The sequence below is a fragment of the Bacillus sp. CIS52 genome (genome assembly GCF_053545315.1).
Map to the genome: position 1 here is coordinate 1,633,188 of NZ_JBIUFR010000001.1, position 12,982 is coordinate 1,646,169.

15 protein-coding genes and 1 pseudogene are annotated in these 12,982 nt (G+C 46.2%); 12 read left to right on the top strand and 4 right to left on the bottom strand.

The genetic code is table 11. From position 1 onward, the window contains the following. Window positions 1–223 precede the first annotated feature (223 nt). The 4 genes and pseudogenes from ACH32G_RS07905 to ACH32G_RS07920 all read left to right on the top strand — a co-directional run bounded on the left by ACH32G_RS07905 (window position 224) and on the right by ACH32G_RS07920 (window position 1,920). Window positions 224–511, top strand: a complete 288-nt coding sequence (locus ACH32G_RS07905) for a DUF1433 domain-containing protein (RefSeq protein ID WP_188154416.1) — start codon at window positions 224–226, stop codon at window positions 509–511. Window positions 512–715: 204 nt separating this feature from the next. Next, window positions 716–1,000: a DUF1433 domain-containing protein gene (locus ACH32G_RS07910; protein WP_448814287.1), complete on the top strand. Its 285-nt coding sequence runs from the start codon at window positions 716–718 to the stop codon at window positions 998–1,000. Window positions 1,001–1,261: 261 nt separating this feature from the next. Next, a pseudogene (locus ACH32G_RS07915) lies at window positions 1,262–1,410 on the top strand (DUF3237 family protein); the annotation flags it as partial. A gap of 21 nt (window positions 1,411–1,431) precedes the next feature. Beyond that, window positions 1,432–1,920, top strand: coding sequence for a phenolic acid decarboxylase (locus ACH32G_RS07920; RefSeq protein ID WP_045925902.1), 489 nt, complete (start codon window positions 1,432–1,434; stop codon window positions 1,918–1,920). Window positions 1,921–1,973: 53 nt separating this feature from the next. Here ACH32G_RS07920 and ACH32G_RS07925 read toward each other — a convergent pair whose 3' ends face one another. Then, on the bottom strand, window positions 1,974–2,492 hold the full coding sequence (locus ACH32G_RS07925; protein ID WP_448814175.1) for a GNAT family N-acetyltransferase: 519 nt from the start codon (window positions 2,490–2,492) through the stop codon (window positions 1,974–1,976). Between the two features lie 119 nt (window positions 2,493–2,611). Here ACH32G_RS07925 and ACH32G_RS07930 point away from each other — a divergent pair, with 119 nt between their 5' ends. Further along, window positions 2,612–3,247, top strand: coding sequence for a YczE/YyaS/YitT family protein (locus ACH32G_RS07930; protein WP_448814176.1), 636 nt, complete (start codon window positions 2,612–2,614; stop codon window positions 3,245–3,247). Window positions 3,248–3,284: 37 nt separating this feature from the next. After that, complete coding sequence (locus tag ACH32G_RS07935; protein WP_016937850.1) at window positions 3,285–3,815, top strand: dihydrofolate reductase family protein; 531 nt, start codon at window positions 3,285–3,287, stop codon at window positions 3,813–3,815. Between the two features lie 29 nt (window positions 3,816–3,844). Here the strand turns inward: ACH32G_RS07935 and ACH32G_RS07940 are convergent, their stop codons facing one another. The 3 genes from ACH32G_RS07940 to slrR form a co-directional block, all read right to left on the bottom strand. After that, window positions 3,845–4,045, bottom strand: a complete 201-nt coding sequence (locus tag ACH32G_RS07940; protein WP_045925906.1) for a hypothetical protein — start codon at window positions 4,043–4,045, stop codon at window positions 3,845–3,847. Between the two features lie 133 nt (window positions 4,046–4,178). Further along, window positions 4,179–5,642: a carboxylesterase/lipase family protein gene (locus ACH32G_RS07945; protein ID WP_415272985.1), complete on the bottom strand. Its 1,464-nt coding sequence runs from the start codon at window positions 5,640–5,642 to the stop codon at window positions 4,179–4,181. A gap of 80 nt (window positions 5,643–5,722) precedes the next feature. Beyond that, window positions 5,723–6,178 carry an HTH-type transcriptional regulator SlrR gene (slrR, locus tag ACH32G_RS07950; protein WP_003151541.1) on the bottom strand — a complete coding sequence of 152 codons (456 nt, stop codon included), beginning with the start codon at window positions 6,176–6,178 and terminating at the stop codon, window positions 5,723–5,725. A 244-nt stretch (window positions 6,179–6,422) separates the two neighbouring features. Here slrR and ACH32G_RS07955 point away from each other — a divergent pair, with 244 nt between their 5' ends. The 6 genes from ACH32G_RS07955 to ACH32G_RS07980 all read left to right on the top strand — a co-directional run bounded on the left by ACH32G_RS07955 (window position 6,423) and on the right by ACH32G_RS07980 (window position 12,980). Further along, a complete protein-coding gene (locus ACH32G_RS07955; RefSeq protein ID WP_327814618.1) occupies window positions 6,423–7,130 on the top strand; it encodes a YveK family protein in 708 nt (235 codons plus the stop codon). A gap of 5 nt (window positions 7,131–7,135) precedes the next feature. Then, complete coding sequence (locus ACH32G_RS07960) at window positions 7,136–7,816, top strand: CpsD/CapB family tyrosine-protein kinase (protein WP_016937854.1); 681 nt, start codon at window positions 7,136–7,138, stop codon at window positions 7,814–7,816. Window positions 7,817–8,039: 223 nt separating this feature from the next. Beyond that, entirely contained in the window at window positions 8,040–9,857 is a 1,818-nt protein-coding gene (locus tag ACH32G_RS07965) for a nucleoside-diphosphate sugar epimerase/dehydratase (protein ID WP_327814617.1), read from the top strand. 15 nt (window positions 9,858–9,872) lie between these two features. Further along, on the top strand, window positions 9,873–11,012 hold the full coding sequence (locus tag ACH32G_RS07970) for a glycosyltransferase family 4 protein (RefSeq protein WP_415272987.1): 1,140 nt from the start codon (window positions 9,873–9,875) through the stop codon (window positions 11,010–11,012). Then, window positions 11,009–11,851 carry a glycosyltransferase family 2 protein gene (locus ACH32G_RS07975; RefSeq protein ID WP_016937857.1) on the top strand — a complete coding sequence of 281 codons (843 nt, stop codon included), beginning with the start codon at window positions 11,009–11,011 and terminating at the stop codon, window positions 11,849–11,851. The genes ACH32G_RS07970 and ACH32G_RS07975 overlap by 4 nt, the downstream gene beginning before the upstream one ends. After that, window positions 11,844–12,980, top strand: a complete 1,137-nt coding sequence (locus ACH32G_RS07980) for a glycosyltransferase family 1 protein (RefSeq protein ID WP_448814177.1) — start codon at window positions 11,844–11,846, stop codon at window positions 12,978–12,980. The genes ACH32G_RS07975 and ACH32G_RS07980 overlap by 8 nt, the downstream gene beginning before the upstream one ends. Window positions 12,981–12,982 lie beyond the last annotated feature (2 nt).

Here is a 12,982-nt window from a genome sequence, read left to right on the forward strand (position 1 = left end):
TTGAATTCCTTTCTCCTTTATCACTTCATTTAACCTAGATCTAACTATAACTAACGCTTATAAAAAAGTATTCTCGATCACTGATACTTGATACATTGATGCTTTTTAGACATGTACAACACCCCGAGGTTGATATAAATTTAATCTAAGAAAGGATGAGTTTGTGAAGAGATGCAAAATTGCCCTAATATTTGTGATAACTATAGCGTCAGGAAGTATCTACATGAAGTACCACCATGATAAAAAAGAAGCAGAACAAGAACTTTTTATCCAAGCGAAAAATAAAATGGAAAGCTATATAAAAGCTAATTACAAAGATATAAAGCGCATTACATACCTTAACAATTATAAAATAAATCCTATGGGTGGTATTTCCGTGAAGGGGTACTTGAATGGTAATAAGGAAAAAGAATTTTTTGGACTTTATGACAAAACGAATGATGAAATAGGAGTTTCGTCAGTCGATGCGGAAGAGAAACCCGAATGTCAGGAAAAAGAGTGTGAATACTAAAAAGACGCAAGAAGTACTCTGGATTGCCGCTTATATGATCCTCTGTGGACACTGAAGAAAAATCTTAAGACGCCTAAATGCACCGGATGTCACCGATCATTTTTCTAGTCCGCGAGCTTCATCATAACTCATGGGAGGATGATTCTGGTGAAAACATACATTATGATCTTCATGGTTATCTTTATAGCAGCCGGAGGTTTTATAATGAAGAGTATGAATGATAAAAATGTTCAGGCAGAAGAGGTAAAGATTGCTCAAGAACGAATGGAGAAATTTATCAAAGCGAATTATGAAGGAATACATAACGTTACATTTAAAGATAAATACGAAACAGATCCAATGGGCGGGATAGAGGTATTTGGCTATTACAACGATGATACATCAAATAAATTTGACGGTATTTATGATAAGGCAAATGACAAGATTATGGGACACACTATAGATGTTGTGAGAAAGAAAGAATGCAGAAATAAAGACTGCGATTATTAATAAAGACGCTCGTCTGGTATGAGCATACACTAAACAAAAAAGACAAGGGTTCGGTATTTGCCGCCCTTGTCTTTTTTGTTGAACACCTCTTTTTTCGGGTAAACTTTATCAGAGGCAGCTCATTATTTGACAGTCCATTTTAACAGCGTTACAATTAAACGTGTAAATAGTTACATGTTTAAATAAACATAATATCTCGGGAGGTGATACGTTCTTGAATGAACCTTCTTTAAAAAAGTCATCAATGATTCAGTGAACGGCATCATTGATCCCGAGCATGTTTATTTCGGACTGTGCCTATGTTTGAAGCAAGCAGTGAGGCATATCAGTTTCTGCAGGACCGGCTGTTTATCGGGGCTGCGATCAATTTGCCGGATGACATTCGGTTGGATATTTATGAAGTTCAATAATGATATGGAGAGTGAGTCGACATGGAAAACTTTATCGGAAGCCATATGATTTACACGTATGAAAACGGCTGGGAGTATGAAATTTATATTAAAAATGATCATACGATCGACTATCGGATTCATAGCGGTATGGTAGGCGGACGCTGGGTGCGCGACCAAGAAGTGAATATCGTAAAGCTGACAGAAGGCGTATATAAAGTGTCATGGACTGAACCGACAGGCACAGATGTTTCATTAAACTTTATGCCGAATGAAAAACGGATGCACGGGATTATTTTCTTCCCGAAATGGGTGCATGAGCATCCGGAAATCACCGTATGCTACCAAAATGATTACATTGATGTGATGAAAGAGTCACGTGAGAAATATGAAACGTATCCTAAATATGTCGTTCCTGAGTTTGCGGATATTACGTATCTCAATAATGCGGGAATCAATAACGAATCATTGATTTCAGAAGCGCCGTACGAAGGAATGACAGATGATATTCGCGCAGGAAAATTAAAATAATAGAAAAAACCCGGCTCAGATGCCGGGTTTTTTGTGTATGAAATCAGGAAATCCTACGACAGGGTTTTGGTCATGATAAAGTCGACTTGTTCATCATCCCCCATATAAAAAGAGTGTTCTCCCGTTTGGACAAACCCCATTTTTTTATAAAAGGCGATTGCGTTTTCGTTTTTTTCCCATACGCCAAGCCAGATTTTCTTTTTGTTGTGATTGGCAGCGATTTTCACAGCTTCATTCAGCAGATATTTGCCAAGTCCGTGTTTCTGATGTTTTTTTCTTATATAAATTCTCTCAATTTCCAGAGAATCATCACCCATTTTTTCTGATTGAGCTTCATCCATGTTGATTTTTACATATCCCGCAAGGTCATCATTATAATAGACAAAATAGAATTGTGAAGATAGATTGGATAATTCCGTTTTCAGCTGTTCAGAGCGGAATGCATTTTCCAAATAAGCCTTCATATTTTCAAGTGAATTTTGATCTGTAAATGTATCATTGAATGTTTCAATGCTTATCTCCCGGAGTGCTGTTATATCGTCGAGGCTGCATTTTTTTAATTTGATGCTCATGTTCATACAGCTCCTTTCTTATTTATGAAATATTGTAATTGCAATAAAAATACCGTATATTAAACATAACGTGATTTTGTTGTATTTGCAACATAAAATATGAAAATGAGGCCGGTAACATGAAATATGGTTTTTATATTCTGGGAATCATTATATTAACTTTTGGTATTTCTGTCACGATTCAATCTGATCTTGGAACGTCGCCTTTCGATGCGCTGATCGTAGGGCTGTCTGTACATGCTGGGCTGACAGTGGGAAGCTGGGAAATCATCATAGCTTTCCTGTTAATATGCTGCAATTCAATGTTAAAAAGACAAAGACTGGAATTTTCAGGGATGATTACGGCGTTTATAACGGGAATCGGGATTGATATGTGGCTGTTTTTCCTGCATCGTTTCATAGTGCCTGAACCATGGTACGAAAAAGCGGGTTGTTTTGCCATCGGTTTGGTTGTGATAGGGATTGGAACCGCGGCTTATTTGCACACAAATTTCGCACCGATCCCGGTTGATCGGTTAACGTTAATTATCCGCGAATTAACAGGGAGAAGCATCTTTTTTTCAAGAACGGTCATTTACTTCGTGTTTTTCATATTGGCATTGATCTTAAAAGGTCCGGTCGGCATCGGGACGTTATTCACCGTTTGTTTAGGAGGGCTCATCCTTCATTTCTTTATGCCGATTATCGGAAGATGGATAGACGGTATCTTAACAGCATCTCAAAAGCAGAAAGATAAGAAAAAATGGTATAATTAGTTTGTATGAACTTGTAAAAAAGGGGGAGGGATTTTTCATGGGCGGTCAAAGAAAGCTCGTTTTTTACGGTGCTGTCAGCGCAGATGGCTATCTTGCGCGGGAAAATCATTCTTTGGATTGGTTAATCGGGACTGAAGGTGAAGAAGACACCGATTATGCATCTTTCTATGAATCTGTCGATACGATCATTATGGGCAGAAAAACATATGATGAAATTATGACGTTATTTCCCGAGGAGTTTCTGTATAAGGGAAAAGAGTGCTATGTGTTTTCGCGGACATTGACCGGGCGTACTGAAAATGTGCGGTTTATTCATGAAGAGCCTGCCGGTTTTATACAAGCGTTGAAACGCCAAGAAGGCAAGCGGATTTGGATTGTCGGCGGGAGTGATTTGCTGCACCCCGTTTTGGAGGAAAAACTTGTCGATGAGTTTATCATTCAGATCGCACCTGTTCTGCTCGGCCGGGGAATTCCGTTATTTAAACCCGGAGACCGGGAGACCGGGCTGAAGCTGACGGATGTCCGGCGCTATAAACAATTTGCGGAATTGCACTATGAAGTGAGATAAATGAAATAGATGAAAGAAACCCAGTAAGGTTACCGGGTTTCTTTTTCATGTTTGTTTTTATGTTTTGAAATTGTGTGGGCCGGCCCGTATGAAAATCCTGCAGCCATGATGACAGCGCCTATCCACCTCACGGCATAGAAATCAGTGTCGCGCAGGAAGACAACTGAAACTAAGATCATCAGCGCCCCGATGATAACGGCAGCTGTGCCGAAAATACTTGATTTCTCCATATAAAAACTCCTTTATGAATAGTTAGATGATCAGTTATAAAGGAATATAACATATAAGGGTTAATGTGGAAAATTGAGGTCTGAACTGGGATGAAAACGAAACCCCAAGGGAACCTGATCCCTTGGGGTTTTTTTATACTTGAAACAGGATGCGGCGTTTGGCGGAATCGGGATCACTTTCCGTCGAGACGGCTGTGTTGAAAATGAGCGTCTCACGCGAGCCTGTTTCATACTGAGGCCAATGGAGCTGATCGGTGTCCGGGTTTCCTTTTTTCGCAAAGGCCAGCCATGCGGATTGCATCAGCCTGGAGAGCTCTTTTGCATCTTCACCGGGCGGTTCCTTCAGCGTCTTTTTCAAAGAATCAAAGTTTCCGAACACAAACGGCAATTCCAGAGCGTGAACCGCTTTATGAAACGGCGGTGTTTCGCCATGCCAGTCAAAGCGGTACATCCAGACGGGTGCGAATCGCGATTGTCCTTGTGCGAAAGCGACAGCCGGCCGCCAGAATTTCAAATCCGTCATCATATCAATTTGTCCCGTTAAGGAATGAGGATATAAGGGTGCCGCTTGCAAATAGCCTTCTTCTCCAAGATGATGGCGCAAATAATCGGCGTGCTCCTGTTCGGAATGAACAGGTGAATCAGGGGTGAAAAATAAATATCCTTCATCCCGATTGGTGCCGATGAGTATCGGTATGCCTTCTGCCGCACCGCCGTGAATCGCTTTTTCAGGTTCCTTCGGCAATGTGGCCGGATCTATGGCCGGCTGATAAAAAAGATGAAAAATATTCTGTCCCTTTATACTGTTCACTTTTCCGGCAGCTGTGAGAATGTCATCTGTCGGGAGGATATGCAATTTGCTCATATCATCTGTCTTAATACCGGCCTCGCTGATAAAAGTCTCGGCAATGTCTTTTGCCATATCAGCAGTCATCGTCTGAGAGGCCCCGCTTTCTAAAATGGCTTTATGAAACAGGCCTTTTGCGTCAGGCATTGCCATAAGGGAGGCGATGCTCATGCCGCCTGCCGATTCACCAAATACCGTGACGTTATCAGGGTCCCCTCCAAAAGCGGAAATATTGTCCTTCACCCAGCGCAGTGCGGCGATCTGATCGAGCAGGCCGATATTGCCGGGATACGCGTCAGAAATAGAAGACAAATGTAAAAAACCGAACGGCCCGAGCCTGTAATTAAGTGTCACCACAATGACATCTCCTTCAGCGGCAAGAGCAGACCCGTCGTAAATCGGTTCGCTTCCGGCGCCTAAAAAAAATGCGCCGCCGTGAATCCATACCATGACAGGCCGTTTCACACCCTCTGATTCTGGGGCGAACACATTGAGGTAAAGGCAATCTTCAGATTGAGGCGGAACATCTCCGGAAAACGACATGGACAGCAAATCAGCGGGCTGCGGACAAACCGGTCCGAACGAGTCGGCATGTTTTACGCCGTCCCAAGGTGCGGGCGGCTCCGGCGCTTTAAATCTCAGCTCTCCGACGGGCGGCTTGGCGTAAGGGATGCCCTTCCATGTGCGGACACCGCGGCCGGCCGTTCCTTTTAATGCGCCGCAGCGGGTTTGAACGGTAAGTTTTGTCATGACTTCATCCCCTTTTTTCTTTTCATTATATACAGAGATGAAGACATGAAGCGAATGAAATCCCTTTCATCTGCATATGATCAGTAACGTTTCCGTTCTAAAAATGATCTGACTTCCTGAACGGACAAGCCGAGTTCTTTTGCTTCCTGCATCAGCGCTTTCCATTCCTCAATGTTCGATTCAGTCAGTTTTCTGTTGCGGTAGGGTGCGGGCTCCGGCCGTTTTTCAGTCAGTTTGTTCGTAAAGGTGAACAGTTCTTCTTTCGGCATGCCTGACTGCACAGCCTGCACGAGATGAATGCGCCACTCATCTTCCGTGCCTCCCATATGATGCAGCATCGTTTCGGCATCAAAAAGCTCCGTCAGATCGACTTGAAGGGTGGCGGACACTTTTTTAAGAAATTGGATGGACGGATTTGAGTGAACCCCCCGTTCTATCTTGCTTAAATAAGATTTAGAGACTCCCGCTTCGACTGCTAGCTGATTAATAGAGTAGCCTTTTCTTCTGCGGTATAAACGTATTATTCTTCCAATCATTGTGCTGAATTCTCCCCTGCATACTGACATTTTTCGTTCATTATAAGAAATTTTTCGTTCTTTATAAAATTTAAAATTGAAAGGTAAGTGCAGTAAATAAGAGGAAAATCACGATAATGTTCTCTAAAAAGAACCAAATGGCTTAATTTGAAATTTTCAAATTTCGAGCTTTTCTTTTATAATCCAATCATTAACAGAAGGGGGCGTTTAAGCCTGATGCAACAAGGATGAGGCTGTATATTACATGAATGAGAATATGAGTTTTAAAGAATTATTTGACATTATTAAGCACAGATTTTTACTGATTTTTATCATGACAGCAGCGGTGACGCTGATAACGGGATACATCCAATTCCGGGTGATTTCGCCCGTTTATCAGGCGTCGACACAAGTGCTCATACATGAAACAAGCGGTGAAAAAAATTCGAATCTCAGCGACGTTCAGCTGAATCTTCATTACAGCACCACGTTTCAAACGATAATGAAAAGCCCGGTTGTGCTTGAGAAAGTGAAACAGACGCTGCATCTTTCTGAGACGGCATCCGCTTTAAAAGCGAAGATCACGACAAGCAGTGAAACCGATTCAGAAATCATCACCGCAGCGGTGCAGGATGAGAATCCGAAAAAGGCCGCCGCTATAGCGAACACGCTGATGAAGGCATTTAAAAAAGAAGTCCGCGACAGGATGAATATAAAAGGCGTCATCGTTTTGTCTGAGGCGAAAGCATCGGAAAGCCCGATGGTCAAGCCTTCGCGCATCCGGAATATCATGATGGCATTCGGTGCGGCTCTTATGGCCGGTGTGACGCTTGCATTTTTTCTCCACTTTCTTGATGAAACCGTTAAAAGCGAGCGACAGCTCAGCGAAAAAATGGACTTGCCCGTTTTAGGGGTTGTGTATGATATCAAAAATCAGCAGACACCGTCTGATGAAAAACATTTCGGGGAGTGAGGCGTTTGGGATTCAGAAAAAAGAAGTCAAGACGGGGATTGGCTCAAATATCTGTTTTACATCACAAATCATTGGTTGCTGAACAATACCGCACCATTCGGACAAATATTGAGTTTTCCTCTGTCCAGACCCATCTGCGCTCCATTCTCGTCACTTCTTCCGTTCCGGGAGAAGGAAAATCATTCAGCGCCGCCAATCTTGCCGCGGTATTTGCGCAGCAGGAGAAAAAGGTGCTGCTCGTCGATGCGGATTTACGAAAACCGACGATACACGAGACTTATCAGCTTGAAAATGTACAAGGCCTTACGAATGTGTTAGTCGGAAACGCTTCCCTCGATGAAACGGTGCAAAAAACGCTGATTGACAACCTCTATGTCCTAACGAGCGGGCCGACGCCGCCGAATCCGGCAGAGCTTTTGTCCTCAAAGGCGATGGGAGAGCTGATTCAGGAGATGTACAGCCGGTACAGTCTTGTTGTTTTCGACTCACCTCCGCTTTTGGCGGTGGCTGACGGACAGATTTTAGCAAACCAGACGGATGGAAGCGTTCTCGTCGTTTTGAGCGGAAAAACGAAAATGGATACCGTCCAAAAGGCAAAAGACGCGCTCCAGCAGTCAAAGGCGAAGCTTCTGGGCGCGCTGCTGAATAAAAAGAAAATCAAAAAAACAGAGCACTACTCGTATTGAGCAGTGCAGGTGATGTCTCCTTACCTTTATCAACGGAGGCACTCGGCTCTGCTGTGGGCAGCGGTTTCTGCTGCTGCCTTAGATGCTGGTCGTCGGTGGCGGGGTGTGAGGACGGGTTAAATGCCCAATTTATTTTAATGCTGCATTGTTATCGGTTTAGCTGTTATGCCAGTTTTTTTACGAAAACCGTACCAGCTAAACCGATAAATGAGGAGGGGAAAGATTGACTTACCGGAGAAGACTTTCAATGATTTTTGCATTGGATACGTATCTCGTTTTACTTTCCGTTGTTATAGGATATCAATTTTTTGAGGATTCTTATCACTTTTATGACTCCGGAGCGTTATTGCTGACCGCCGTGAGCATGCTGATCAGCCACCATGTATGCGCTTTTATGTTTCATCAGTATAAGCAGGTATGGACGTATACGGGAATAGGCGAGCTGCTTGATCTGCTGAAGGGGATCACTCTGTCCGCAGCCGTGACAGCCGCCGTCCAATACGGGGTGTTCCACACGATTTTGTTCCGGCTTTTAGCCGTCAGCTGGATGATTCAGCTCTTGTTTATCGGAGGAAGCCGGATGATTTCGCGCGTGCTGAAAGAAACGATCGGCAGGAAGCAAAAGGACTCTTCCCGGGCGCTGATCATCGGCGCGGGCGCAGGGGGAACGCTGCTCGCCCGTCAGCTTACGCAGAAAAATGATCTCGGGATCATGCCGGTGGCTTTTATTGATGATGATCAGACGAAGCATAAGCTCAAAATTATGGGTCTGCCCGTCATCGGCGGAAAAGAAAGCATTATGCCGGCGGTGCAGAGACTGAGAATTCATCATATCATCATCGCCATTCCGTCTCTTTGCCCCCATGAGCTCCAGACGCTGTACAAAGAATGTGTGCAGACGGGCGCCCATATTAAAATCATGCCGCAATTTGATGAGATCCTGCTCGGAACGCAGGCTGCCGGAAACATCAGGGATGTAAAAGCCGAAGATCTCCTCGGCAGAAAGCCGGTCACCCTTGATACGAGCAAAATTTCTGACAGCATAAAGGGGAAAACGATTCTGGTCACGGGCGCCGGCGGCTCTATCGGTTCTGAAATCTGCCGCCAGATCAGCGCGTTTCTTCCGCATGAAATCGTCCTTCTCGGCCACGGGGAGAACAGCATTTATTCGGTGCATAACGAACTGTCCGCACGCTTCGGCAAAGAGGTGCTTTTTCACGCGGAGATTGCCGATATTCAGGACAGAGATAAAATCTTTACATTGATGAAGAAATACGAGCCGCACGTCGTCTATCATGCGGCCGCTCATAAACATGTGCCGTTAATGGAACATAATCCTGAAGAAGCCGTCAAAAACAATATTATCGGCACGAAAAATGTCGCCGAAGCCGCCGATATGTGCGGAACGGAAACATTCGTGCTGATTTCTTCTGACAAAGCGGTCAATCCGGCCAATGTCATGGGCGCGACGAAGCGGTTTGCGGAAATGGTCATCATGAACCTCGGAAAGGTCAGCCGCACCAAATTCGCCGCCGTTCGTTTCGGAAATGTGCTCGGAAGCCGCGGCAGCGTCATTCCGATTTTTAAAAAGCAGATTGAAAAAGGCGGACCCGTCACCGTCACGCATCCGGCGATGACAAGATATTTTATGACGATTCCCGAAGCGTCAAGACTCGTCATTCAGGCGGGGGCGCTTGCAAAAGGGCGGCAGATTTTCGTTCTGGATATGGGAGAGCCCGTCAAAATCGTCGACTTGGCAAAGAACCTGATTCATTTATCAGGCTATACGACAGAACAGATTCCCATCGAATTCTCAGGCATCCGTCCGGGAGAAAAGATGTATGAAGAACTGCTGAATCATAATGAAGTACATACGGAACAGATTTTTCCGAAAATCCATATCGGGAAAGCGATCGACGGGGATTGGGGCGTGCTCATCCGTTTTATGGAGGAATTCAGCCGTCTGCCTGAAGATGAGCTGAGAAAACGGCTGTTTGAGGCGATTGAATCAGTACATGAAGAAGCGGCCGCAGGCGTGTGATGGGAGGACAGAAAGATGACGAAAAAAGTATTATTCTGCGCCACAGTCGATTATCATTTTAAAGCCTTTCATCTTCCGTATTTTCAATGGTTTCAGGATATGGGCTGGGAGGTGCACGTCGCGGCAGGCGGTCATATGAACCTTCCGTTCGTTGATAAAAAGTTTTCCATTCCGATCCGGCGCTCCCCGTTTCATCCCGAAAATCTTTCTGTTTACAGGCGGCTGAAGCAGCTCATTCAAGACAACGGCTATGACATGATTCACTGTCATACGCCGGTCGGCGGCGTACTCACCCGCCTTGCTGCGAGACAAGCGCGCCAAAAAGGGACAAAGGTGCTGTACACCGCGCACGGCTTTCACTTCTGCGACGGAGCGCCTCTTAAGAACTGGCTTCTTTATTACCCGATCGAAAAATTTCTCTCTTCTTATACGGATTGTCTCATTACCATTAATGAAGAAGATTTCGAACGGGCCAAGCAAATGAAAAAAACGGATTGCGACGCGAAAAAAATACACGGCATCGGTGTGAATACAGACAGGTTCCGCCCTGTGAGCCGGAGAGAAAGTGAACGGCTGAGAGAAAAACACGGCTTCAGCGCAGAGGAATTTATCCTCGTATATCCCGCCGAATTAAACGGCAACAAAAATCAGGGTATCCTCATTGAGACTGCGGCCTTGCTGAAGCGCAGCATCCCGGAGCTGAAACTCGTATTTGCCGGAGAAGGCGCGATGGAAGAGCCGTACAGAAAAAAGGCTGAATCACTTGGGGTATCCGACATTGTGCGATTTTACGGTTTTTGCCGCCACATTCATGAGCTGATTCAGCTTGCCGATCTGTCTGTCGCCTCAAGCATCCGCGAAGGGCTCGGTATGAATCTGCTTGAGGGGATGGCTGCCGAAAAGCCCGTCGTTGCCGCGGACAACAGGGGGCACCGCGAGATCATCGAAGACGGTGTGAATGGTTTTCTCGTGCCGGCCGGAGACAGCGCGGCGTTTGCTGATCGGATTGAAAAGCTGTACCGCTCCCCCGGCCTGCGAAAAGCAATGGGGCAAAAAGGGCGCAGTACGGCGGAATGTTTTTCAGAAACACGCACGGTAAAGGAAATGGCGCATATTTACGCCGGCTATATGGATAAAAAGGAGAAAAGCGTATGAATGCAGGAGCACAACCGAAAATTTCCGTTATCATGGGGATTTATAATTGCGAACAGACTTTAGCGGAGAGTATTGAATCCATCCTGAGCCAATCTTATAAGAATTGGGAACTGATTATGTGTGATGACGCGTCAACTGACGGAACGTATCAGATTGCGCGCCGCTATGCGGACCATTACAGCGACCGGATCACGCTGATTCAAAATAAGACAAATCAACGGCTTGCCGCTTCGCTGAACCGCTGTCTGACATACGCAACGGGGGATTATATCGCCAGACAGGACGGTGATGACATATCCGCCCCGAGAAGACTGGAAAAACAGGCCGCTTTCTTAAACAAGCACGCCCACTATCAAGTCGTCGGCACGGGTATGCTCGTATTTGACGAATTCGGCGTCAGGGGCGCCCGGCTTTTGCCGCCCGTGCCGAAACCGGGAATTATGGCGAAAGGCACACCGTTCTGCCACGGGACCATTATGATGCGGGCCGAAGCGTACAAAGCACTCGGCGGCTACCGGTCAGTCAGGCGGACGCGGCGGATGGAGGATATCGATTTGTGGCTGCGCTTTTTTGAAGCGGGTTTCCGAGGGTACAACCTTCAGGAAACGCTGTATAAAGTCAGAGAGGACAGCGATGCGTTTAAACGGAGATCGTTTACGTATTCCATTGATAACGCGGTGCTCGTTTTTCAGGCGTGCAGACGGCTGAAACTGCCGCTTTCCCATTACGTGTATATCGCAAAACCGCTCATCCGCGCCATCACGCCGCCCGCGGTCATGAACCGTTATCATAAAAACAGGGACGTCCGCCAAAAAGAAGGGCTTGCCGAACATGACTGACAAACCGGCGCGGGTGCTGCACATTTTCAGCGGGATGAACAGAGGCGGCGCAGAAACGATGATGATGAATTTGTACCGGAAGATGGACAAAACGAAGGTGCAATTTGACTTTTTAACCCATAGGAACGATCCGTGCGCTTATGATGAGGAAATTCTTGCTCTCGGCGGACGGCTTTTTTATGTGCCGAGCATCGGCAGCACAAACCCGATTACTTTTGTGAAACAGGTCAAACGGGTGATTCAGGAAAAAGGACCGTTTGCCGCCGTGCATGCTCATACCGATTTTCAGTCGGGATTTATCGCATTGGCCGCTCGTTTAGCAGGCGTCTCCGTGCGGATCTGTCATTCGCACAGCACATCGTGGCGGGGGCGGTCGTCCGGGCTCGGCAAGATGCAGATGTTTGTGTTCCGGCGGCTGATTACGGCCAATGCCACCGCACTGTGCGCCTGCGGAGAAGAAGCGGGCCGTTTCTTATTCGGAGAACAAAAAGACGTGCGGCTTTTGCCGAACGGCATTGATCTTGACTTATTTGCCGAAGGACGCGCGGATACAGAATCTGAAAAAAGGAAGCGGGGCATTGCCGCCGGCCGATTGGTGATTGGTCATATCGGCCGCTTTACAGAAGAAAAAAACCACGAATTTCTGCTCCGGCTGGCCGCTGATATGAAAGAGCGGGGCATTGGTTTACAGCTGATTCTCGCCGGAGACGGTCCGCTTCGCACCGATATGGAAAAACTGGCGGAGAAGCTGGGGCTTGATGATGCTGTGCGTTTTATCGGTGTAGAGGATCGCGTTCATGATCTGCTGAAAACGCTGGATGTATTTGTCATGCCGTCTCTTTATGAGGGGCTGCCCGTCACACTCGTTGAAGCGCAGGCCTCCGGGGTGCCGTGCGTCATATCAGACGGCATAACGGAAGAAGCTGATGCCGGGCTCGGGCTGGTCAAAAGGCTCAGCCTCAAAGAACCGCCTGAACAATGGGCATCCGCGATTTTACGGGCAGCTGAGGCGCCAAAGCCTGGCAGGGCGCGCATTAAAGACACACTCGGACGGCTGGGATATGACGCGGGAGAGAATGCGGGGGCTGTTATGAAGCTTTACAATATGAACTGTGAAAAGGAACAGTAACG